This window comes from Allobosea lupini, assembly GCF_900109525.1.
Taxonomy (GTDB): domain Bacteria; phylum Pseudomonadota; class Alphaproteobacteria; order Rhizobiales; family Beijerinckiaceae; genus Allobosea; species Allobosea lupini.
Genome location: NZ_FOAN01000014.1, coordinates 45,012 through 66,896 on the forward strand (window position 1 = coordinate 45,012; position 21,885 = coordinate 66,896).

Here is a 21,885-nt window from a genome sequence, read left to right on the forward strand (position 1 = left end):
GGAGCATCACCATGACGATCCGTATCGCCCTCCTGTCGTTCGCCGCCGCTCTTGCCGTCGGCTCCAGTGTCTCGGCCGCGCCTGCCTTCGCGCCTCTCTCCGGGGTCGCCTCCGCACTGCCGGTCGAGCCTGCCCGCTCGGCCCTGCGCAAGTTCTTCGACGCGCTCGGCGACGACGACGTCAACGATGATCACTACGACTGGAACGACTATCGCGACGCGACCTCGCGAAAGGACCGCATCCGCGACTGGCAGCGCATGCAGCTCGACGCCCAGAAGGATTACTGGCGCCAGCAGAAGGACGCGCAGAAGCGGGCGATCAAGGCCCAGCGCGGCTGGTAGATTGCCGGCGTTGCGGCGGCTACGTCAGGGATTGGCAGGAAACCGTCCCACCCCCCTTACCTTTCCCCATCGGGCTGTTGCATAGTCGCCCGGACGTGGCGTCATGACGCCACAGGATGGGGAATGGACATGAAGACCTTAGCTCTCGCCGCGGCGCTGCTCGCCGGCGGCACCCTCGCCGCTTCCGCGCAGCAGCTCGCGCCCAGCCCGACGCTCGACGCCATCAAGGCGCGTGGCCATCTCGAATGCGGCGTGCATCTCGGCCTGCCCGGCTTCTCCTTCGCCAATGACAAGGGCGAATGGACCGGTCTCGACGTCGATTACTGCAAGGCGCTCGCCGCCGCCGTGCTCGGCGACGCCACCAAGGTCAAGTTCACGCCGACCTCGGTGCAGCAGCGCTGGCCGATCTTGCAATCGGGCCAGGTCGACCTGCTCTCGCGCAACTCGACCATCACCTTCTCGCGCAACGCCACGCTGGGCCTGAACTTCCAGGGCATCAACTTCTACGAGGGCCAGACCTTCATCGTCCGCAAGAAGGCGAACGTGAAGTCGGCCGAGGAGCTCGACGGCGCCTCGGTCTGCGTCGCCGCCGGCTCGACCGAGGAGAAGAACGCCGCCGACTGGTTCCGCGAGCGCAACCTCAAGGTCACCATCACCAACTTCCAGAAGAACGACGACGCGATCACGGCCTATGACAGCGGCCGCTGCGACGCCTACACCGCCGGCGTCGGCGCCCTCGCAGGCCAGCGCGCCAAGCTCAAGGTTCCGGACGACCACGTCATCCTGACCAAGCCGATCTCGAACGATCCGCAGGGCCCGGTCACCCGCTATGGCGACGAGCGCTGGCAGCTGATCGTGCGCTGGGTGCTGAACGGCACCATTGCCGCCGAGATGCTCGGCGTCACCTCCAAGAACGTCGACGAGATGAAGGCCAACTCGAAGAACACCGAGGTCCGCCGCCTGCTCGGCGCCGAGGGCGGCTTCGGCGCGATGATGGGCCTGCCTGACGACTGGATGTACAAGGCGATCAAGCAGGTCGGCAACTATGGCGAAAGCTTCGAGCGTACCGTTGGCATGGAGTCGCCGCTGAAGCTCGAGCGCGGCCAGAACCAGCTCTGGACCAAGGGCGGCCTGCTCTTCACCCCGCCGTTCCAGTGAGATGCTCCCGAGATGGTCGGGCTTGACCCGACCATCTCGGAAACCAGCCTTCGTGTCAGGAGATTCTCGGGTCGCAGCTTAGCTGCGCCCGAGAATGACGCCCCAAGCCGGACGGCCGCCCCTTGAGCAAAGCCTTCGCCTTCATCAACGACAAGCGCGTCCGCGACGTCTTCTACCAGGCGGCGCTGTTGATCGGCCTCGTGGCGCTGCTGGTCTATTTCATCCGCAACGCCTCGCAGAACATGGTCCAGGCCGGCATCGCCTCGGGCTTCGACTTCCTCTGGCGCACCTCGGGCATCGAGGTGCCCTTCGTCCTGACCAACTACACCCAGTCCGACAACATCCTCGCGCTGTTCTGGGCCGGCGTCGCCAATACGATGCTGGTGACGGTGATCGCGCTGGTGCTGTCGACCGCGCTCGGCTTCCTGATCGGCATCGCCAGGCTCTCCTCGATCTGGCTCGTCCAGGCGATCGCGGGCGCCTATGTCGAGTTCGTCCGCAATATCCCGCTCTTGTTCTTCGTGCTGTTCTGGTATTTCGGCGTCATCGCCGCTCTGCCCGCCCCGCGTGAGAGCCTCTCGGTCTTCGGCGTCGCCTTCCTCAACAATCGCGGCCTGACCATTCCGCTGCCCGATGCCGGCGCGAACTTCAAATACGCCTTCATCGCGATCGCGATCTCCTGCCTGCTGCACTGGCTCTTCCTGCGCTGGGCCAGGCGACGCAAGGAGGAGACCGGACAGGACGCGCCGATCCTGCGCGTCGGTCTCGTCCTGCTGCTGCTCATCCCCGCCCTCGCGCTCGCCTGGGCGACGCTGGCGACGCGCTGGGACATTCCCGTGCTGCGCGGCTTCAATTATCGCGGCGGCTTCGTCGTCATCCCCGAATTCGTCGCGCTGCTCGCGGCGCTGGTCACCTACACCGCCGGCTTCATCGCCGAGATCGTGCGCGGCGGCATCCAGTCGGTGCCGCACGGCCAGATCGAGGCGTCGAGCGCGCTGGGCCTGCGCCCCGGCCCGACGCTGCGGCTCGTCACCATCCCGCAGGCACTGCGAGTGATGACGCCGCCGATGACCAACCAGTACCTCAACGTTCTCAAGAACTCGTCCTTCGGCGCCGCCATCGCCTATCCCGACGTGGTCAGCCTGTTCATGGGCTCGGCGCTCAACAACACCGGCCAGGCGATCGAGATCATCGCCATGACGCTTGCAGTCTATCTCGTCATCGGCCTCGCGGTCTCGGCCTTCATGAACTGGTACAATGCTCGCATCGCGCTGGTGACCAGATGAGCGCCGCCGCATCCCTCCCGACCAACTGGCGCGAGCGCCTGTTCGGATCGCCGACCATCACCGTGGTGACGCTGCTGCTCGCCGCGTTGATCGCCTGGATCGCCGTGCCGATCATCCGCTGGGCCCTGATCGACGCGACCTGGAGCGGCCAGACCCGCGCCGACTGCGCCGGCACCGGCGCCTGCTGGGTCTTCATCAAGGCCCGCTTCGGCCAGTTCATGTACGGCTTCTATCCCATCGAGGAGCGCTGGCGGCCGAACCTTGCCGGCATCCTCTTCGCGCTCTCCGGCGCCGCGATCGTCTTCGCGCCGAAGCGGCTGAAGCTGGGCCTCGGCCTCGCTGCGCTCGTCATCCTGCCACCGCTCGGAATCTGGCTGCTCGCCGGCGGCTTCGGCCTCAGGCCGATCGAGACGCGCGAATGGGGCGGGCTGATGCTGACCGTCTTCATCTCGATCTATGCCAGCCTGATCGCGATCCCGCTCGGCATCCTGCTCGCGCTCGGCCGCCAGTCCGAGCTCAAGGTGGTCAAGCTGATCTCGGTGCTGTTCATCGAGTTCTGGCGCGGCGTTCCGATCATCGCGGTGATCTTCCTGGCCTCGCTGCTGCTGCCGCTGATCATGCCGGCCGGCATCGGCGTCGACCGGCTGGCCCGCGCCGTCATCGGCCTCGGCTTCTGCATCGCCGCCTATATGGCCGAAGCCGTGCGCGGCGGCCTGCAGGCGCTGCCGAGGGGCCAGCGCGAGGCGGCGACCGCGCTCGGCCTGTCCTACTGGAAGGCGACCTGGTTCATCATCCTGCCGCAGGCGCTGCGCATCTCGCTGCCGGCGATCACCAACGAGTTCATCGCGCTGGTCAAGAACACCACACTGGTGCTGGTGGTCTCGATCCTCGACCTGCTCGGCATCGCCCAGGCCTCGCTCGCCGATCCCGCCTGGGTCGGCATGAACATGGAGGCCTATGTCTTCTCCGGCGCCATCTACTGGCTGATCTGCTTTGCGCTCTCGCGCTGGAGCAAGAGCCTGGAGACCAAGCGGGGGCGGTAGCGGGTCCACAGCGCGTCATGCTCGGGCTCGACCCGAGCATCTCAGGCCGGAGGACCTCCAGCTAGCGCCTTCTCGTCATGAGATTCTCGGGTCTGCGCTTCGCTCCGCCCGAGAATGACGGGTTCATTCGGAAGCGATGAGCCTGTACAACCCAGCCCATGCAAGAGACCGTCGGCCTCGCCCGCCTCTTCCTCCGGCTCTGGCGCCAGGCCTGGCCCGTCCTGCTGCTGCTCGCGACGCTCGGCTCCATTGCCAATGAGCTGTTGCTGCCGCTGGCAGTGAGGCTCGGCTATCTCAACAGCCTCGCGGGCTTCGCCATGCTCGCGCTGCTGGTCCTCGCCAAGCTCGTCGTCACCGTGCTGATGTTCATCGCCTTGCGGCCCTATCTGCCGGCGGTCTCGGCCCTACAGATCGCCGGCGCGAGCCAGCAGCCCGACACACCGCAGCCGGCCGGTGCGCGCGCCGTGATCGGGCTCGTGGCTCTCGCCCTCGTCCCGTTCTTCGCCTACTACGCCGCCTGGGGCTTTCTCGGCGACACCGTCCGCGACTATTCGGTCAGGGCGCTGTCGGAAGCCGGCTTCGGCGAGAAGCTCGATGTCCTCGCCGTGCCGCTTTCACTCTGGCTCGCGCTCGCCATCGGCCTTGCCTGGCTGGTGCGCAAGCTCGCCAAAGCCGCCCAGAGCCGTCGGCCCTCGCCCTTCTGGCAGTTCCTGGTGATCGCTTGCGATGCCAATTGGATCTTCGTCGGCCTCTACGCCCTGTCCCGCTGGAAGGACACGGCCTGGACCTGGCTCAAGACCGTCGCCCTGCCCTATCTCCGGCACATCCAGGACTGGACGCTGTCGCTGATCGGCAAGGCCCAGGCGGCGACGCCGGAGGCGATCGACCTCGCTGCACCGCCTTTCAGCACCAGCCTGCAGAGCCTCTTCCTCTATGCATTGCTACCGCTGGTCTGGCTGCTGATGGCCGCGACGGTCTATGGCTATGACGCCAAGGACCCGTCCGCGCTCGCCCGCGACCGGCGCGCCGCCGCCGCTCTGGCGCGCTGGCAAGCGGCGCCGAAGGCTATTCGCGACTTCGCCGAGCATTTCATCGGCGGCTATCGCTCGCGCTATCTGCCGGTCGTCAACAGCGTCCGTCTCGCCTTCGGCGCCAGCCTTTCGGTGCTGATCGCGCTCGTCGTCGGCTATCGCTTCATCGGCTTCGCCGCAGCCTGGCTCTGGATCGGCCTTACTCTCCTGATCGGCCCGCTCGATCTCGACAGTTGGCAGGTGATCGCCAACGCCATCGCCTTCCTGCTCGGCGGCCCCAGCGAAATCCGCGGCGGCATCCTGGTCGAGAGCCTGCGCATCTGCCTGCTGGCGGCAGTCATGGAGACCGCCGTCGCCGCGCAGAGCCGTAGCGGCGCTAGCCCGGAATCTCGAAGCGCAGATAGTGCGGCCGCCCGGCCGGCAGGCTGAGCACCGGCCTGACTTGCCGGTCCATCCCGGCCGGCAGCACGAAGCCCTCGCTGACTCTGAGTGTCACGCCGGCGGTCGGCTTGCTCGCCAGCGCCTGCGTGCAGGTCGGAATGGTCCGACCACGCCGCTCCGGCAGGCGATTGACCTCGCTCGGCGTCAGGAATTGCGGCGACCAGCGCCGTCCGTCCGGCGCTTCCAGCACCAGCCGGCACGGCAGCACGGCGAAAGCCTCGGGATCGCGCACCACCGCTTCCATGTCGAGCAGCATGACGGCCCGGCCATCCGCTCGCTCGGCGACACGGCGCAGACCCATCAGCTTCCAGTCGGCGCCGCCAAGGCTCGCTGCGGTGCTGGCCGGGACCTCCCGCGCGAAGAGCTCTCGCGAGCGCCACCACTCCCACGCATTCTCATGGGATTGCAGGACAATGCCGAGCGCCAGCGCCATCGGCAGCGCCCAAAGACTGATACGCCGCATCCGCAAGACACTCGGCGAGACCACAGCCTCACTCATAGGCGAGCTCGCTCAGGTCGATCAGCGGCGCAGGCGTGTCCAGCGTCGCGGGCAAGGCGATCTCCGCCTGCGTATCCAGCCGCGGCCAGCGCGAGGCGGCCACCAGCAGCGTCGCGCCCGCGACCGATTCGCGCGGGATCTCGAAGATGACGAGACCCCGCTGCGGCAGGCCGGGCTCGAGCCGGTCCGTTCCGAGCAGGCGCGGCGCGCCCTGAAACCGCGGGCTGGCGACGAAACGCGCACCCTGCGCGCTGCGCCAGATCGCGCTGCCGACATTGACTGATGCGGGCTGGGCTTCGAGAGCGGCGATCACCAGCGCGAACACCCCGCCCGTATCGCGCTCGACCTCGCGGCCATAGGCCTTGAAGCGCAGTCTCTCGGCGAGCAGCACCTTATCGGCCCGCACCGAGAAAGTCCGGCCGGTCAGCGTCTCGCCAATTTTACCCGTAAGCGGGATCGGCCCGGTGATCTCGGCATAGCCCGGCGTATAGCGCTGCATGCCGACAAGCAGCACGGCCGCCAGCACCAGCGCGCCGAGCTTGGCGAAAGCACCGCTCACGGCTTCACCTCGACGCGGGCGACCGGCAGGGTGGCAGCCGCGATCGGCTTGCGGTTGAACCAGCCCGGCGCGGCGAGCAGATTGTCGCGCGGCTTGAAGGTCTCGCCATTGACGACGAGGCGCAATCGCTCCGGCGGCTTCGCGCCGGGCGCCAGCCGCCAGATCACCTGCACGCGCTCGGGCAAGCCCGGCTGCAAGGCGCTCAGCATGGCCTTGTCGCGCATCAGCCAGAAGGTCGGACTGGGCTGCAGCCCCTCGACCGGTGGATCGACGATGAGGATGCGCGCGAAGGTATTGTCGGTTTCAGAGCTGCGATTGCCGACGTCAAGATCGAGCGCCAGGAACTGCGCGCCGTCGGGCGCAGGCGGTCCGTCCGGCCGCGACTGCGTCGTCAGCCTGGCCTCATGCAGCGCGATGCGCCACCGGCCGGCATCGAGCGGCGTGCCGGCGGCGAGCGCCGGCAGCACCGGCGGCTCCAGCGCTTCGAGCAGGCTTTGGCCGGAGGTGATGGCGAGCGCCAGCAATCCGCCGATGCCGATCGTGAGCTTCGAGCTGATGGCCTGGCGCAAGCCCGCCAGCCAGGAGACAATCATGCGCGCACTGAGATCCTTCGCGCCCCCCGGCGCGGCAAGATAGTCGGCGCGGCCGCGAGTGCAACCCGCAGTATCAGCCTTTCATGTAGTCGTGGATCTTGCGGCCGAAGGGCAGCGTCAGGTCGGCGATGAAGTGATGCGCACCCAGCACCTTGCGCACCGGCAGATCGGCGACCGGCGCGTTGACGTGCGGGATCAGGTGGAGCCGGCCCGGGCCGATCCAGGAACCCTTCACCGTGATGTCGGTGAGGTTGAGCGCGACGAGCTGGCAGATCTCCGGCTCGCCGTCGACGCCGGGGATGATCTTCAGGTTGACCTGCGTCTTGGTCAGCATCGCGGTGGTCTTCACGCCGTTGCCGGCGAGGCTTTCGTGCTTGTAGCCCATCGTGCCCATGGCGACCTGCTGGCCGGCATATTCGAGCGTGCCGGTCAGGGTGTCCTTGACCACTTCGAGCTTGGGATGGGCGTACTTCTTCGGGAAGCCCCAGATTTCGCGGCCGGCCGAGATCGGCGGCTCGATGTCGAGATACATCTGCGAGACGAAGCTGACCTCCTCCTCGCCGAACAGGCAGGGGATGACGATGCCGGTCTCGGTATAGGTGCCGAAGCCGGAGGAATCCGGCATTTTGATCCACTCGTAATGCACGATCGGCTGCGCTGTCGGCATCAGCGGCTCGGGCAGGTGGTGGCGGATCAGCTCCGGATCGGTCTCGTAGCTGATCACCATGTATTCGCGGTCGATGAAGCGATAGGGCCCGGCCGGATAGCTCGGCCCGGCGAGCGGCATCGAGGGCAGGTCGAGGATCTGCTGGCGGTTCATGGCGATGCCCTCACTGCGCGGTCCAGCCGCCATCGACCGGCAGGATGACGCCGGTGATCGACTTTGCCGCATCGGAAGCCAGGAAGACAGCGAGCGCCGCCACCTCCTCGCTGGTGACGAACTGCTTGGTCGGCTGCGCGTGCAGCAGCACGTCGTTGACGACCTGCTCCTTGGTGAGATTGCGCGCCGCCATGGTCTCGGGGATCTGCTTCTCGACCAGCGGCGTCCAGACATAGCCGGGACAGATCGCGTTGGCGGTAATACCGAAGGTCGCCGCTTCCAGCGCGACCGTCTTGGTCAGCCCGGCGATGCCATGCTTGGCCGCGACATAGGCCGATTTGAACGGCGAGGCGACCAGCGCATGGGCCGAGGCCGTGTTGATGATCCGGCCCCATTTGCGTTGCTTCATGCCCGGCAGCGCCGCACGGATGGCATGGAAGGCAGCCGAGAGGTTGATCGCGATGATCGCGTCCCATTTCTCGACCGGGAATTCCTCTATGGCTGCGACGAACTGGATGCCGGCATTGTTGACGAGGATGTCGACGCCGCCGAACTCGGCTTCCGCCTCGGCGATCATCGCAGCGATCGCCCCGCCATGGGCCATGTCGGCCGGCGAATAGCGTGCCTTCACGCCGAAATCGGCCTCTATGCCAACGCGCTCCTGCTCGATCGCCTCCGGCGCGCCAAAGCCGTTGATGACGATGTTGGCGTCCTCCGCCGCATAGGCGCGGGCGATGGCGAGGCCGATGCCGGAGGTCGAGCCGGTGACGACGGCCGTCTTGCCTTTGAGCATGCGTGATCTCCCCAGCCACGAGGCTGCGACGCGAAGCTGCGTCGCAAGGTCCATGCCGCTGAGGTGGAAGAGCAAGCTGACGGGGCGATGAAGCTTGCCTGACGGGACAATGACACCGATATCTGGTGCCATCCGCGTCACATGCCTGTCACCGCCCGCCCCCCAGACATGGGCAACTCCAGCTCTTCCTGACGATCGAGCGAACGGAATCCGCGCCATGAACGCCCCTTTTGCGCCGTCCTCCACCGACCGCTATCTCGGCTGGCGCCCGGAGCGCTGCGACCGCGTCGCGCTGGTGCTCCAGGGCGGCGGCGCGCTCGGCGCCTACCAGGCCGGGGTCTATCAGGCGCTGCACGAGGCCGATATAGCCCCGGACTGGGTCTCCGGCGTCTCGATCGGCGCGATCAACGCGGCGATCATCGCCGGCAATCCGCGCGAGCGGCGCATCGAACGGCTGCAGGAGTTCTGGGACCGCATCACCGACCGCAAGGTCTGGTGGTTCACGCCCGAGGGCGACATCTTCCGTCAGGCGCGCAATGCGACCTCGTCCTTCCTGACCACCATGCTCGGCCAGCCCGGCTTCTTCGAGCCGCGGCGCACCAATGCCTGGCTGGCGCCGGCCGGAGCCACCGACGCGACCAGCTTCTATGACACCTCACCGCTCCGCGAGACCCTGCTCGAGCTGGTCGATTTCGACCTGATCAACAGCAAGAAGGTCCATTTCTCGGTCGGCGCCGTCAACGCGCTCTCGGGAAATTTCGTCTATTTCGACAACACCCAGGAGGAGATCGCGCCCGAGCACGTCATGGCCTCGGGCGCCCTGCCGCCGGCATTTCCGACCGTCCAGATCGGCACCGAGCATTACTGGGATGGCGGCATCGTCTCGAACACGCCGCTGTCGCATCTGCTCGCCCAGGAGGACACGCTGAACTCGCTGATCTTCCAGGTCGACCTGTTCTCCTCACGCGGCCCGATCCCGCGGACAATGCAGGACGTGATGGGGCGCCACAAGGACATCATGTACTCCTCGCGCACCCGCATGGTCACCGACCTGTTCCAGACCCTGCAGGGCTGGAAGAAGAAGACCCATGAGGCTCTCAGCCACATCCCCGAGGACGCCCTGAACGAAGAGGATCGCAAGCTCCGCGACGAGCTCGCCTTGATCCCCGAGCACACCATCCTGCAATTGATCTACCAGCAGAAGAGCTATGAGAGCCATGCCAAGGACCACGAGTTCTCGCGCACCTCAATGAGCGACCACTGGCACTCCGGCTACGAGGACACCAAGCAGACGCTGACCCGCAAGGACTGGCTGACGATCCCGCCGGATGGCGCGGGGATCGTCACCCACGACGTCCATCGCGATTTCGAGCGGCGCTGAGCGTCAGCGCTCCTGCGGCGGCGTGGAGCGAAGCAGCTCGGTCCGCTCGCGCCGCTGTTCTTGCGTCCATTGCGAATGGTGGCGCTTCGTGCCAGCGGGGCGGTTCGCCAGGCCAAGGCCAAGCCCGCCCCAGTCGCCAACCGGCCGGATCGGCCGCTGCACGAAGCCGCCGCCGCAGCTCGGGCAGACGTTTTCCAGCGTCTTCTCGGCGCACTCCGCACAGTAGGTGCATTCATAGCTGCAGATCCGCGCCTCCAGCGAGTTTGGCGGCAGGTCGCAATCGCAGAGTTCGCAGTTCGGCCGCAGCTCCAGCATGGCATCTTTCCCTCTCGTCGCAGGGACTGGATGCCATGAGGGGACGATGTCATAAATGACAAGATGACCTCGTTTCCTGCCATCCCTGTCACGGCGCGGATCCGCGTCGTCATCATGCTCTTCCCGCGCACCAAGCTGCTCGACGTCACCGGCCCTCTGCAGGTCTTCAACGACGCGAAACGCGCCGACGGCAGCGCAGTCTATGAGATTATCCTGACCTCCGAGGACGGCGGCCCGGTCGAGACCGATGCCGGCGTGCCGCTGCCGAGCATCCGCCTCGCCGAGGCTGCGGCCCGGCCAATCGATACGTTGCTGGTCTCAGGCGGGCGCTCGGCGCTGGACGCTGCCGGCTCGGCGGCGCTGCTCGCCTTCCTGCGCGATCAGAGCGGCAAGGTCCGCCGCCTCGGCTCGATCTGTCTCGGCGCCTTCATCCTCGCCGCCGCCGGCCTGCTCGACGGCTGCGAGGCGACGACGCATTGGGAATACACCGAGCGCCTGAGCACGGCCCATCCGGCGACGACGGTCATGCCGGACGCGATCTTCGTCAGCAATGGCCGGATCTGGACCTCGGCCGGCGTCTCCACCGGGATCGACATGGCGCTCGCAATGGTCGAGGAGGATCTCGGCCGCAAGACCGCGCTCGATCTGGCCCGCGACCTCGTGCTCTACCTCAAGCGCCCTGGGGGCCAGGCACAGTTCAGCGGCGAATTGCAGCGCCAGTCGCGAGATGCCGCCGGGCGCTTCGAGCGCTTGCACGCCCATATGCGCGAGCATGCGGCCCGCGACCTCTCGGTGCCGGAGCTCGCCCGCGTGATGGCAATGAGCCCACGCCATTTCGCCCGGGTCTATGCGCAGGAGACCGGCATCAGCCCCGCCAAGGCGGTCGAGGCGGTCCGGCTCGATCTTGCCCGCGATCTGCTTGAAGAAACGGATATCGGCATCCAGCAGGTCGCGGTGCGCGCCGGCTTCGGCGACGACGAGCGTCTGCGCCGCGCCTTCCTGCGCCGCTATGGGGTCGCGCCGGGCGAGTATCGGACGCGCTTTGGCCACGCGCGCACCGGCTAGCTGCGCCCCAGCTCCACCGGCACCGAATAGGAGCGCTTCACCCGCCCGAGCGCGAAGCTCGATTCGATCGAGGCGACATTGTCGAGCCGCGTCAGCTTGTCCTTGAGGAAGCGCTCATAGGCGGCGAGGTCGCTGACGATGATGCGCAGGAGATAGTCGCGCTGCCCGGTCATCAGATAGCAGTCGGCGACCTCGGGCCAGCGCGACACCGCGGCGGCGAAGCGGTCGAGCTCCTCCTCGCGCTGGCGCTCCAGCTTGATCGAGGCGAAGACCGAGACGGGCAGGCCGAGCTTCTCCTGGTTCACGATGGCGACATAGCCCTCGATGATCCCGGCCTCCTCCAGCAGGCGCACCCGCCTGGCACAGGGGCTGGGCGAGAGGCCAACCTTGCCGGCCAGCTCCTGCACGCTGATGCGACCGTCAACCTGCAAGGCCTGGACGATGCGGCGATCGATCTCGTCGAGCTTGAACTCTGGCATTTTCCCTCGCCTCGCCGCGACAGGTTAGCGGAAACCGCCAAATCCGTCAGCCGGCGAGGCGGTCTTTAGCTGCCTTCCCCAAGGCAATTGTGCATGATGTCCCGGCCCAAGGAGCACCGCGATGTCCGATCCCCGTCTGCCCATCCTCGCCGAGCTGGAGAAGAAGATTCTCTGGCTGGCCTCGTGGACGATCCACAACGCCAACCACATCCGCCCGAACGATGACGGGATGAAGGTCGGCGGCCACCAGGCCTCCTCGGCCTCGCTGGCGACGATCATGACGGCGCTCTACATGGCCGCGCTGAAGCCGCAGGACCGGGTCGCGGTGAAGCCGCACGCCTCGCCCATTTTCCACGCCATCAACTATCTGATGGGCCTGCAGACGCGGGAGAAGCTCGAGAACTTCCGCGGCTACAAGGGCGCGCAGAGCTATCCCTCGCGCACCAAGGACATCGACGACGTCGACTTCTCGACCGGCTCGGTCGGCCTCGGCGTCGCGCAGACGCTCTTCTCCTCGCTGGTCCAGGACTATGTGAAGGCGCATGGCTGGGGCGGCGACACGCCGGAGGGGCGCATGGTCGCGCTGATCGGCGATGCCGAGCTCGACGAGGGCAACATCTTCGAGGCCCTGATGGAGGGCTGGAAGCACGGTGTGCGCAACACCTGGTGGGTGATCGACTATAACCGTCAGTCGCTCGACGCCGTCGTCCGCGAGGGCCTCTATGACCGGATCGAGCAGATGTTCCGCGCCTTCGGCTGGGACGTCGTCACGCTGAAATACGGCTCGCTGCAGCAGGCTGCCTTCAAGGAAAAGGGCGGCGAGCGGCTGAAGGCCTGGATCGATTCCTGCCCGAACCAGCTCTATTCGGCCCTGACCTTCCAGGGTGGCGCCGCCTGGCGCAAGCGCCTGATGGACGATCTCGGTGACCAGGGCCCGGTCACCAGGCTGATCGAGAAGCGCTCCGACGCCGAGCTTTCGGCGCTGATGTGCAATCTCGGCGGCCACGATCTGCCCTCGCTGCTCGAGGCGTTCGAGGGCATCACGCATGACCGGCCGGTCTGCTTCCTCGCTTATACGGTCAAGGGCTTCGGCCTGCCGCTGGCCGGGCACAAGGACAACCATGCCGGCCTGATGACCAAGGAGCAGATGGAAGGCTTCAAGGCCGCCAACAAGGTCCGGCCCGGCCATGAATGGGACCTGTTCGAGGGGCTGGCGCTGCCCGAGAAGGAAATCCGCGCCTTCCTCGACAAGGTGCCGTTCTTCGCCAAAGGCCGCCGGCGCCATTCGGCTCCGGCCCTGCCGGTCCCGGCCAGGCTCGGGGCAGGCATCCAGGCGACGATGTCGACGCAAGCTGGCTTCGGCAAGGTGCTGGACGAGTTGGCGAAGCTCGGCGGCCCGCTCGCCGACCGCATCGTGACGACGGCGCCGGACGTCACCGTCTCGACCAATCTCGGCCCCTGGGTCAACCGGCGTGGCCTGTTCGCGCGGGCCTCGATGGCCGACACCTTCAAGGACGAGCGCATCCCCTCGATGCAGAAATGGGAGTTCTCGCCCAAGGGCCAGCATATCGAGCTTGGCATTGCGGAGATGAACCTGTTCATAAACCTCTCCGCGCTCGGCCTGTCGCACTCGATCTTCGGCGAGCGGCTGATCCCGATCGGCACGCTCTACGATCCCTTCATCTCGCGCGGTCTCGATGCGCTGAACTATGCCTGCTACCAGGACGCCCGCTTCATGGTCGTGGCGACTCCGGCCGGCGTCACGCTGGCGCCCGAGGGCGGCGCCCACCAGTCGATCGCGACGCCATTGATCGGCATGAGCCAGGATGGGCTCTGCGCCTTCGAGCCGGCCTTCGTCGACGAACTCGCCGTGATGATGCGCTGGTCGTTCGAATACCTGCAGAAGGATGGCGAGGGCGATCCGGACGAGCGCACCTGGCTGCGCGACGAGACCGGCGGCTCGGTCTATCTGCGCCTCTCCACCCGCCAGGTCGAGCAGCCCAAGCGCGCGATGACGCCGGAGCTGGAGCGCGACATCATCGACGGCGCCTATTGGCTGAGGAAGCCCGGCCCGAATGCCTCCGTCGTCATCGCCTATACCGGCGCCGTCGCGCCCGAGGCGATCGAGGCTGTCGGCCTGCTTGCCGAGGACCGGCGCGATGTCGGCCTGCTCGCGATCACCTCGGCCGACCGGCTGAATGCCGGCTGGCAGGCGGCCGAGCGGGCGCGCCAGCGCGGCAACCATGAGGCGACCAGCCATGTCGAGCGCCTGCTCGGCGATCTCCAGCGCGATTGCGGCATCGTCTCGGTGCTGGACGGGCATCCGGCGACTTTGGCCTGGCTCGGCAGCGTCCACGGCCATCGGCAGAAGGCGCTCGGCGTCGAGCATTTCGGCCAGACCGGCACCGTCGCCGACCTCTACCGCCATTTCGGCATCGACGCGAACGCGATCGTGCACGCGGCGAACGCCGCCGCCCCGGGCCGGCCGGTCAGGTATCTGAAAGCGCTGCCGTAAGGCGCAACACGGAACCCCTCTCCTGAAAGGAGAGGGCAGGGGTGAGGTGTTCGGAGTGAAATCGTTAGCTGCAACATAGCCGCGGTGAGCGCTCGCGGAACTGGTCAAACCGCCCACACCTCACCCTGCCCTCTCCTTCCAGTAGAGGGTTCCTTGCGCCTCGGATCAGCCGCCCCGCTTCACCTTCACGCCCGCGATCAGCCACGCACCCGTCAGGAAGAGGCCGATCAGCACCGCCAGGCCCGCGCGTTGGCTCGCAAAAACGGTCGTCGCCAGCGCGACCAGCGTCGGCCCCATGAACGAGGTCACCTTCCCGGCGAGTGCGAACAGTCCGAAGAACTCGCCGATCCGGGCGGGTGGCGCGATGCGCGCGAGCAGGCTGCGCGAAGAGGCCTGCAAGGGGCCGGCGACCAAGCCGATCAGCAGCCCTAGGCCGAGATAGACCTTCTCCGGCAGCGAGGCGAAGAGCCCGTCGCCCGGCACAGCCGGCGCCGCCTCGATGACGAAGGCGACCTGCCCCGGCCCGAGCGAGAGAATGCCGATGCAGGCGAAGAGCAGGCAGGCGATGGCGCCGAGGATCACAGTCTTGCCGCCGATCGCATCGTCGAGCTTGCCGCCGGCCCAGGCACCGAGCGTGCCGGTGACCGTGAGCAGGATGCCGAAGACACCGAGCTCGATCGTCTGCCAGCCGAAGACGCCGGCGCCATAGATGCCGCCGAAGGCGAAGAGCGCGACCAGCCCGTCCTGGTAGATCATGTTCGCGAGCAGGAAGCGGCCGAGCCCGGGCAGAGAGGGCAGTTCGGTGATCGTCGCCTTGAGATGGGAGAATCCACCGGCCGCCGCCTCCTTCAGCGGGATGCCGGTCCGCGGCGAGTCCGGCGTGAGCAGGAACATCGGGGTGACGAAGATCACGAACCAGAGTGCGGTGAGCGGCCCGGAGAAGCGGTCGCCCTCGCGAGCGGCGGCATCGAGCCCGAACAGCGGCGACAGGCCGGCCAATGTCTTGCCGGTCTGCGGATCGGCCGCGAGGAAGCCGAGCGTCAGCGCCAGCGAGATCAGCCCGCCGAGATAGCCGACGGCCCAGCCGGTGCCGGAGAGGCGCCCGAGCCGCTCCGGCGGGACGAGGCGCGTCATCATCGCATTGTTGAAGATCGTCGCGAATTCCGCGCCGATCGTGCCGATGACGAAGCCGCAGAGCGCGATCGTCACCGCCCAGGGCGAACCCGGCTTGGCGTACCAGAGCATGCCTGAGCCCAGGACCAGCATGGCGCCGAACACCGCGATCCATGGCTTGCGTGGCCCGGTCCTGTCGGCGATGCCACCCAGCAGCGGCGAGAGCAGCGCGATGGCGAGCCCGGCAAGGCCCGTCGCATAGCCCCAGAGCGCCTGCCCTTCTGCCGGGTCGCTCGCCAGGGTCGAGGCGAAGAAGGGCGCAAAGACAAAGGTGGTGACCAGGGTGAAGAAGGGCTGCGCCGACCAGTCGAAGAAGATCCAGGCGACGACCGAGCGCCGCGGCGGATAGGTCGCGGGCTGGTCGCTGGCGGCAGGCAGGGAAGCGGCGCTCACTGCAATGTCGTGTCCGGGTCGGAGCCGCCGCGCGCCAGCTCGATCTCGGTGATCGCGACCAGCACCTCGGCCCGGGTCTTCAGGCTCGGGGCCTCCAGCAGCGCCTGCTTCTCGCGCGGCCCGAACGGGCACATCATCGAGAGCGCGTTGACCAGCGCCTCGTTCGGCGCCTCGTTGACGCCCTTCCAGTCGATCTTGAGCTCGTTCGCCTTGGCGAAACTGCGCAGTGCCTTGATGAGGCCGGTGCGGTCGACCTCGTCCTCGCCGGCACGCGCCTCGAAATCGACGGCGAAATCGCCATAGGACACCCGGCCCTGGCGATAGGGCGTGGTGACGGAGAGTTCCTCCTCCAGCCGGAAGCGCGAGATGCCGGTCAGCGTGATGACGTAGCGGTCGTCGCCCGTCTCGGCGAACTGCGTGATCCGGCCGATGCAGCCGACTTGCAGCAGCGGCGGAACCTGCGCCTGGCGTCCGTTGTCCGGCTCCGGCTGGATCATGCCGATGACGCGGTGCGTGCGCAGCGCATCGTCGATCATGGCAAGATAGCGCGGCTCGAAGATGTTGAGCGGCATCTGCCCGCGCGGCAGCAGAAGCGCGCCGGCGAGCGGAAACAGCGGGATCACCGCCGGGCAGTCCTCAGGCCCGGAATAGACCGCGTTCATGCCCATCAGCGCGCGCTCCTCTCTCCTCACGAAAACAGCAGGACCGATAGCTTGCGACGGCCGGCAACGCTGTGCTCGTCCATCGGCCCCCAGGCCTCGAACAATTGCAGCAGTTGCTTGCGCGCGCCGTCATCGTTCCATGTGCGGTCGGCCTTGATGATCGCGATCAGATGATCGACCGCCTCCTCGCGCTTGTCGCGCGCATTCAGCGCCAAGGCGAGATCGAAGCGGGCCTGATGGTCCTTGGGGTTGGCCGCGACCTTGGCCTCGAGCTCGGCGGTATCGCCGAGCGAGGCGGCCTGCTCGGCGAGCTCGACCGCGGCCCGGACCGCCGCCACCGCCGGATCCTGCCCCTTCGCCTCCGGCACCATGGCGAGGAAGCCCTTGGCCCCCTCGATATCGCCGGCGTCGAGATGCAGGCGCGCCATGCCGGCGATCGCCGTGATGTTCTCGGGCTCGGCCGCCAGCACCTCGGCATAGAGCTCGCTTGCGCCTGCCGCGTCGCCCGCCTCCAAAGCCTCCGCCGCAGCCGCCAGAACCTCCTCGATCGGCCCGGGCCCCATCGGCCCCACGAGCTTCTCGATGAAGGCTTTGACCTGGCTCTCCGGCTGCGCGCCCATGAAGCCGTCGATCGGCTGGCCGCGCTGGAAGGCGATCACCGCCGGAATCGACTGGATGCCGAGCTGGCCTGCGATCGCCGGGTGCTCGTCGATGTTCATCTTGACCAGCTTGACCTTGCCGCCGGCCTCGTTGACCACCTTCTCGATCACCGGGGTCAATTGCTTGCACGGGCCGCACCATGGCGCCCAGAAATCGACCAGCACCGGCTGGTTCATCGATTCGGCGATGACGTCCTGGCGGAAGCCTTGCGTCGTCGTGTCCTTGATCAGCCCCTTGGCCGGGGCCGCATCGCCATTGACCAGCATGGCTCGTCCTTCACCTAGCACTCTGTCGACGTGGAAATCGAAAAAACCTGATGCCCGCATGGCGGGCCACCCCATAGATGGGTGGCTTCAGCCGTTCTGTCCATCATCCGGCGGTGTCGGAAGGTCAATGATCATCGGCTCGTGCCCGACCGCACGCAGGAAGGCGAGCATATCGTCTCTGGAGATGCCGAGCGTCGCAGTGTTGACCAGAGGATGGAAATTCAGGCGCTCGCCATCCATCAGCGCGGCATCGAGCACCATGGTGACGTCTCCGGCGCGATCGTTGACGACGGCGAAGCCGGTGACAGAGCCGGGCGTCACCCCGAGCGTCGCCATCAGCAGCTCGGCAGAGCCGAAGGACAGCCGCCCGCTGGCGCCGAGCCGCTCGTGCAGCCGCTTCAGGTCGATCCGCGTACTCTCCAGCGCCGAGACCAGGAAGAGCCTGCCCTTCTTGTCCTTCAGGAACAGGTTCTTGGTGTGATGGCCGGGAACCTTGCCGCGCAGTTCCTTCGATTCGGCGACGGTGAAGACCGCGACATGGTCGATGCGCTCGGTCTTGATGCCGAGCTCATCGAGCTTGGCGATGAGAGCGTCGGGAGTGAGAGGCGTGGGCATGCTCGGCCGGTCAGGACAGGGAAGCTGCGCGATGCCTAAGGCCGCCGGCCGGCGCAGGCAAGCGATGCGAGGCGTGAAGCAGGTCAGATGCCCCTTCGCATCACTCCGCGCGGCATAGAGCGACGCGACATCGCTCGCGTCGAGATGGCGCCCGACTCGCCCAGGATAACAGCTGTTTTTCCATCATATCGCTAGCGGATCGACAAAGCTGAAGGCGCATCCAGCGCTTGTCCGCGTTATGGCATTGTTTCTTCGGCGGTTTTGCGGGCCTGTCACGCGACCATCAGAAAATTGCAACAAGGCGCTTGCGCTTCTCGTCCCGTTGGGCAATAAACCGGCCGCGCCGCCAACACGGCGCGACTGTCTCGGATGCGGGTGTAGCTCAGGGGTAGAGCACAACCTTGCCAAGGTTGGGGTCGAGGGTTCGAATCCCTTCGCCCGCTCCAGACAATCTCAAGGTTTGAGAGGCACGTAAGCGTCGGGTTTCCCGGCGCTTTTTGCTTTTTGGGTCTGAGTGGTTCGGGGCGATTTCCGAAGTGCCGCGAAAGCCCGTGGTTACCTCGCGGTTACAAGTTAGGCTCGAAGTCGTGCCGGGCTCCTCAAATGCGCCCCGCTAGGGTCCGGACCCATAAAATTGTTGGCGCCGCCGTCATGGCGTGATTCACGACTTCCGAAAGGAAGTCATGATGAACCCCGATCGCTTCTGGCTGACGGATGCGGAATTCGCGCGGATCGAGCCGCATTTGCCAATCGACACACGGGGCAAGCCGCGCATTGATGACCGCCGGGTGATCAGCGGCATCGTCCATGTCCTGAAGTCCGGCGGGCGCTGGATCGATGCGCCGCCGGATTACGGGCCAAGCAAAACGCTCTACAATCGCTATGTGCGCTGGGCCGCCAAGGGCATCTGGGTCGATCTCTTCCATGCGCTGGCCAGCGCCGGTGGTCCTCCCGCCCAGGTGCTCATCGACTCCTCCGCTGTGAAGGCGCACCGCTCGGCCTCGGGCGGAAAAGGGGGGAGCGGAACCAAGCCATCGGGCGCTCGCGTGGCGGCCGCACGACCAAGATCCACGCGCTGACCGACTGCGACTGCCGGCCCATCGCGTTCCTGCTCACCGGCGGCCAGGTTGCCGATTGCACGGCAGGTTCGGCCCTGTTGGAGCAGATGCCGGCTGCTCGCATTCTGCATGGTGACAAGGGCTACGACAGCAACGCCATCCGCCGACAGATCGAGGAAAACGGCACCATGCCGAACATCCCGCCCAAGGCGAACCGCCGCTGGAAGAACTGCTTCTCGCCCGTGCTCTACCGCGACCGAAACGCCATCGAGCGCATGTTCTGCCGTATCAAGGACTTCCGACGCGTCGCCACGCGATACGACCGAAAAGCCGTCAACTTCCTCGCAGCCGTCTGCATCGCGGCCACTGTCAGCTACTGGTTGTGAGTCCGGATCCTAGAGCACCGGGCGATCGAGGTGGCGCGCCATAGAAGAGGGCTCGAATTCGCTTGTTTAATCTACGAATCTAACGCAAGATAATTAAATCTTCCAATTGTAAATTTACTGGAGCGTAATTGAAATCCGGTAAAGTTACACGGTCGTCGAATATCGATTTTTCGCCGGATGATTACATGATATTCTATAGAAATATCCAGTCTTCACGGCGCTTTGCTGCAACTACCCATCAGACATTGATTGCCCTATTATTGATTTTGGTGCTAACAAGTCTGTCCAAATCAGCAACGGCGAAATGCCATGCCAGCGGACCAATACAATGGTACATGCATTCGAACGACAAGATCGAAATGGTTGTTACTACAGATCAGGAGGGGTGCGGGCACTCGTTTTCTCGAATGCTCAATGGGCGTGAATTACATCGCATCGTTGTCATGAAGCAGCCGTCGAATGGCACGCTCAAGCAAATTGGAGAAACGACATACTATTATATTCCGAAAATGAATTTTCTCGGGAAAGACAATTATGTCTTATACATTTGCGGAAAAGAATTATGGGGTTCGGGCTGCGCGAGATTTAATTTTGCCGTAACAGTCGAATAAGTGCGTATGACGGAATTGTTGTTTTCATTGACAGTCTTGCCGAGACAGCGGGAACTGACAATCGGTTGAATGCCGTTCCCCTCATTCGTTGTTGGATTAGCTTAACTGACCGTCCACAGAACCGGCAGCAGGCCACAGATCCGGAGGATTTCATAAGCTCGCTGAGATGTCTGCCGAAGTCCTACTCTTCTCGATAATTTCGCTAATCTCACGAAGTTTGACGTACTTTCGAGAGTTGAAGAGCGTGTAGGTCGAAATTTATCCCGCCTTGGCTGCCCGATAAAATTTGAAGAGCGGCAGTCCGAGCGCCTCGGATGCCTGCTTCAGGGTAATCAGCTTCTCGCCTTCTCGGAGTTCCACGAAGCGTTTCCTTCAAGAGTATTGACCTCTCCGAGGAAGGAAACATGCGGGGCGCCTCGCCACAATTAGGATGAGAAATCGGGTGAAATCGGCAGGGTTACACGGCGGTTGCAGATTAAGCGGTTCGCGGGCCTTCGAGATCGGCGGGCGCCTACAAGTTTGGCGTGACCGTTCAATTTGAACCCGGGCGCAGCAGGGCTGTCAGAGACGCCAACGTTGAATGCTTTCAACATATTGGAACTCAATGATAAATCGCTTGCGACATGACGTTGGTCATTGCTGGTTCCGAAATGCTGCTCTGGCGAATATGCCCAGCCCTTGCATTCGCGGCGCGATCTTGAACCGGGCTCCGAAATCATGCCTGCCAAGCTCACACGACGGCGCACTGCCTGGTTCCGTTCGCTAAGTGACTTCCACAGTCCGATCGTCAGCAGAGCTGAGACACCGGCTATCGCCGAAACCTCACCTCAGACGCGTTCAATCACACGCCCTGCAAACGTCAGATGGTCCGCGCCGATCGACGTGATCCTGATATGGCACCGCCCACCGTCGTCGGTCTCGAGCATCAGGTCGCCTTGAAGGTCGGCGAGAATCAATATGCTCGGGTCGCAGATGAGCTTGCCCGATCTCTCAGTCGACATATCGCAGACCATCTCGGCGCGCTGTCCTGTCTTCGTAATCAAACGAGCCATGGGTCGGTTCCTTCTGCGCGAGGGCGGGCACACCGCACACGCTCGGGATGACAGCCTGCCAATCATGTCCCTGTCTGCAAGCGTAGCGAGCCTTCGATATGGGAAATCATCGCTTGAATCGGTAGAGGCAAAAAATAATATGCGACCAAATCCTTAGGAATGGAGATATTGTCGCACGAGATCAACGTTATAAGGAAAGTGATCATTAGAAAAATATGAGAACATAACTGCATTTAAGAGAATTTTTGAGAGATAATTATTTTTTGACCTTGTAACAGATGAACTTTATCCCATATCCGAGCGTGATCGGTCGGTATTGAAATGCTGGCCAGGAGCGGTCGGGCAGTCGCCTGGCACGCCTTTCCCCGTTCGTCGGAAACCTCCGACTGGATCGTTGTTTAGGAAGGAGACCTCAGTGACCAATCGCACCACGCAGGTCTCCGTCCACTTTTCGCGCCCATTCTTGCTGCCCGACTTCGAGGCACCGCTGCCGGCCGGGGAATACCGGGTCGACTATGACGAGGAATCGATCGAGAGCGCTTCAAGGCTGGCCTGGCGGCGTGTGGGCGGCTTCATCCATTTGCCGGCGATCGGAATGCCCGGGTCCTTACACCAGATGATTCCGATCGAGCCGGCTTATCTCGCTGCAGCCCTTGAAAAGGACCAGCGGCTGCCTTGATCGGCAGGAGT

At 65.2% G+C, this 21,885-nt stretch carries 23 protein-coding genes and 1 tRNA gene; 12 read left to right on the forward strand and 12 right to left on the reverse strand.

Features of this window, described 5'->3' with window-relative positions; genetic code table 11:
* Nucleotides 1-11 precede the first annotated feature (11 nt).
* From BMZ21_RS27485 to BMZ21_RS27505, 5 genes are all read left to right on the forward strand, one after another.
* Nucleotides 12-341, forward strand: coding sequence for a hypothetical protein (locus BMZ21_RS27485; protein ID WP_091842397.1), 330 nt, complete (start codon nucleotides 12-14; stop codon nucleotides 339-341).
* A gap of 123 nt (nucleotides 342-464) precedes the next feature.
* Nucleotides 465-1,499, forward strand: a complete 1,035-nt coding sequence (locus tag BMZ21_RS27490) for an amino acid ABC transporter substrate-binding protein (protein WP_199777452.1) — start codon at nucleotides 465-467, stop codon at nucleotides 1,497-1,499.
* A gap of 122 nt (nucleotides 1,500-1,621) precedes the next feature.
* A complete protein-coding gene (locus tag BMZ21_RS27495; RefSeq protein ID WP_199777451.1) occupies nucleotides 1,622-2,785 on the forward strand; it encodes an amino acid ABC transporter permease in 1,164 nt (387 codons plus the stop codon).
* On the forward strand, nucleotides 2,782-3,828 hold the full coding sequence (locus BMZ21_RS27500) for an amino acid ABC transporter permease (RefSeq protein WP_091842400.1): 1,047 nt from the start codon (nucleotides 2,782-2,784) through the stop codon (nucleotides 3,826-3,828). Before BMZ21_RS27495 ends, BMZ21_RS27500 begins: the two co-directional genes overlap by 4 nt.
* A gap of 158 nt (nucleotides 3,829-3,986) precedes the next feature.
* The gene (locus tag BMZ21_RS27505; protein ID WP_091842403.1) at nucleotides 3,987-5,288 is read left to right on the forward strand and encodes a hypothetical protein; all 1,302 of its coding nucleotides are present in this window, start codon (nucleotides 3,987-3,989) and stop codon (nucleotides 5,286-5,288) included.
* Here the strand turns inward: BMZ21_RS27505 and BMZ21_RS27510 are convergent.
* The 5 genes from BMZ21_RS27510 to BMZ21_RS27530 form a co-directional block, all read right to left on the reverse strand.
* Nucleotides 5,236-5,799 (reverse strand): hypothetical protein, encoded by a 564-nt coding sequence (locus BMZ21_RS27510; protein ID WP_143079828.1) that lies wholly within the window; start codon nucleotides 5,797-5,799, stop codon nucleotides 5,236-5,238. The two genes, BMZ21_RS27505 and BMZ21_RS27510, sit on opposite strands and share 53 nt — an antisense overlap.
* A complete protein-coding gene (locus tag BMZ21_RS27515; protein ID WP_091842409.1) occupies nucleotides 5,792-6,358 on the reverse strand; it encodes a hypothetical protein in 567 nt (188 codons plus the stop codon). Before BMZ21_RS27515 ends, BMZ21_RS27510 begins: the two co-directional genes overlap by 8 nt.
* Complete coding sequence (locus BMZ21_RS27520) at nucleotides 6,355-6,951, reverse strand: hypothetical protein (protein WP_091842412.1); 597 nt, start codon at nucleotides 6,949-6,951, stop codon at nucleotides 6,355-6,357. Before BMZ21_RS27520 ends, BMZ21_RS27515 begins: the two co-directional genes overlap by 4 nt.
* A gap of 73 nt (nucleotides 6,952-7,024) precedes the next feature.
* On the reverse strand, nucleotides 7,025-7,771 hold the full coding sequence (locus BMZ21_RS27525; protein WP_091842536.1) for an acetoacetate decarboxylase: 747 nt from the start codon (nucleotides 7,769-7,771) through the stop codon (nucleotides 7,025-7,027).
* A 10-nt stretch (nucleotides 7,772-7,781) separates the two neighbouring features.
* Nucleotides 7,782-8,564: a 3-hydroxybutyrate dehydrogenase gene (locus BMZ21_RS27530; protein ID WP_091842414.1), complete on the reverse strand. Its 783-nt coding sequence runs from the start codon at nucleotides 8,562-8,564 to the stop codon at nucleotides 7,782-7,784.
* A 217-nt stretch (nucleotides 8,565-8,781) separates the two neighbouring features.
* Here BMZ21_RS27530 and BMZ21_RS27535 point away from each other — a divergent pair, with 217 nt between their 5' ends.
* Nucleotides 8,782-9,945, forward strand: a complete 1,164-nt coding sequence (locus BMZ21_RS27535) for a patatin-like phospholipase family protein (RefSeq protein ID WP_091842417.1) — start codon at nucleotides 8,782-8,784, stop codon at nucleotides 9,943-9,945.
* Between the two features lie 3 nt (nucleotides 9,946-9,948).
* On the opposite strand, the gene BMZ21_RS27540 is transcribed toward BMZ21_RS27535, so the two are convergent.
* Complete coding sequence (locus BMZ21_RS27540; RefSeq protein ID WP_091842419.1) at nucleotides 9,949-10,260, reverse strand: DUF1272 domain-containing protein; 312 nt, start codon at nucleotides 10,258-10,260, stop codon at nucleotides 9,949-9,951.
* A 63-nt stretch (nucleotides 10,261-10,323) separates the two neighbouring features.
* Between BMZ21_RS27540 and BMZ21_RS27545 the strand changes: the two genes are divergently transcribed.
* A complete protein-coding gene (locus BMZ21_RS27545) occupies nucleotides 10,324-11,325 on the forward strand; it encodes a GlxA family transcriptional regulator (protein WP_091842421.1) in 1,002 nt (333 codons plus the stop codon).
* Here the strand turns inward: BMZ21_RS27545 and BMZ21_RS27550 are convergent.
* On the reverse strand, nucleotides 11,322-11,804 hold the full coding sequence (locus BMZ21_RS27550) for an Lrp/AsnC family transcriptional regulator (RefSeq protein ID WP_091842424.1): 483 nt from the start codon (nucleotides 11,802-11,804) through the stop codon (nucleotides 11,322-11,324). The two genes, BMZ21_RS27545 and BMZ21_RS27550, sit on opposite strands and share 4 nt — an antisense overlap.
* Nucleotides 11,805-11,925: 121 nt before the next feature.
* Between BMZ21_RS27550 and BMZ21_RS27555 the strand changes: the two genes are divergently transcribed.
* On the forward strand, nucleotides 11,926-14,319 hold the full coding sequence (locus tag BMZ21_RS27555; RefSeq protein WP_091842426.1) for a transketolase-like TK C-terminal-containing protein: 2,394 nt from the start codon (nucleotides 11,926-11,928) through the stop codon (nucleotides 14,317-14,319).
* A 165-nt stretch (nucleotides 14,320-14,484) separates the two neighbouring features.
* Here BMZ21_RS27555 and BMZ21_RS27560 read toward each other — a convergent pair whose 3' ends face one another.
* The 4 genes from BMZ21_RS27560 to BMZ21_RS27575 all read right to left on the reverse strand — a co-directional run bounded on the left by BMZ21_RS27560 (nucleotide 14,485) and on the right by BMZ21_RS27575 (nucleotide 18,088).
* The gene (locus BMZ21_RS27560) at nucleotides 14,485-15,891 is read right to left on the reverse strand and encodes an MFS transporter (protein WP_091842538.1); all 1,407 of its coding nucleotides are present in this window, start codon (nucleotides 15,889-15,891) and stop codon (nucleotides 14,485-14,487) included.
* Nucleotides 15,882-16,553: an LON peptidase substrate-binding domain-containing protein gene (locus tag BMZ21_RS27565; protein ID WP_091842429.1), complete on the reverse strand. Its 672-nt coding sequence runs from the start codon at nucleotides 16,551-16,553 to the stop codon at nucleotides 15,882-15,884. The genes BMZ21_RS27560 and BMZ21_RS27565 overlap by 10 nt, the downstream gene beginning before the upstream one ends.
* Before the next feature lie 20 nt (nucleotides 16,554-16,573).
* A complete protein-coding gene (trxA, locus tag BMZ21_RS27570) occupies nucleotides 16,574-17,473 on the reverse strand; it encodes a thioredoxin (RefSeq protein WP_091842431.1) in 900 nt (299 codons plus the stop codon).
* Between the two features lie 87 nt (nucleotides 17,474-17,560).
* Nucleotides 17,561-18,088 carry a prolyl-tRNA synthetase associated domain-containing protein gene (locus BMZ21_RS27575; protein ID WP_091842433.1) on the reverse strand — a complete coding sequence of 176 codons (528 nt, stop codon included), beginning with the start codon at nucleotides 18,086-18,088 and terminating at the stop codon, nucleotides 17,561-17,563.
* Nucleotides 18,089-18,459: 371 nt separating this feature from the next.
* On the opposite strand from BMZ21_RS27575, the gene BMZ21_RS27580 reads away from it, so the two are divergent.
* The 3 genes from BMZ21_RS27580 to BMZ21_RS30130 all read left to right on the forward strand — a co-directional run bounded on the left by BMZ21_RS27580 (nucleotide 18,460) and on the right by BMZ21_RS30130 (nucleotide 20,143).
* Nucleotides 18,460-18,534, forward strand: a tRNA-Gly gene (locus BMZ21_RS27580).
* A 240-nt stretch (nucleotides 18,535-18,774) separates the two neighbouring features.
* A protein-coding gene (locus BMZ21_RS27585) for an IS5 family transposase (RefSeq protein WP_091842540.1) occupies nucleotides 18,775-19,532 on the forward strand; the annotation gives its coding sequence in 2 pieces (ribosomal slippage) (nucleotides 18,775-19,108 and nucleotides 19,108-19,532; 759 coding nt in all).
* A gap of 185 nt (nucleotides 19,533-19,717) precedes the next feature.
* Nucleotides 19,718-20,143 carry a hypothetical protein gene (locus BMZ21_RS30130; RefSeq protein ID WP_143079829.1) on the forward strand — a complete coding sequence of 142 codons (426 nt, stop codon included), beginning with the start codon at nucleotides 19,718-19,720 and terminating at the stop codon, nucleotides 20,141-20,143.
* Nucleotides 20,144-20,970: 827 nt separating this feature from the next.
* On the opposite strand, the gene BMZ21_RS27590 is transcribed toward BMZ21_RS30130, so the two are convergent.
* Nucleotides 20,971-21,195, reverse strand: a complete 225-nt coding sequence (locus BMZ21_RS27590) for a hypothetical protein (protein ID WP_091842436.1) — start codon at nucleotides 21,193-21,195, stop codon at nucleotides 20,971-20,973.
* Nucleotides 21,196-21,610: 415 nt separating this feature from the next.
* Between BMZ21_RS27590 and BMZ21_RS27595 the strand changes: the two genes are divergently transcribed.
* The gene (locus BMZ21_RS27595; RefSeq protein WP_091842438.1) at nucleotides 21,611-21,874 is read left to right on the forward strand and encodes a hypothetical protein; all 264 of its coding nucleotides are present in this window, start codon (nucleotides 21,611-21,613) and stop codon (nucleotides 21,872-21,874) included.
* Nucleotides 21,875-21,885 lie beyond the last annotated feature (11 nt).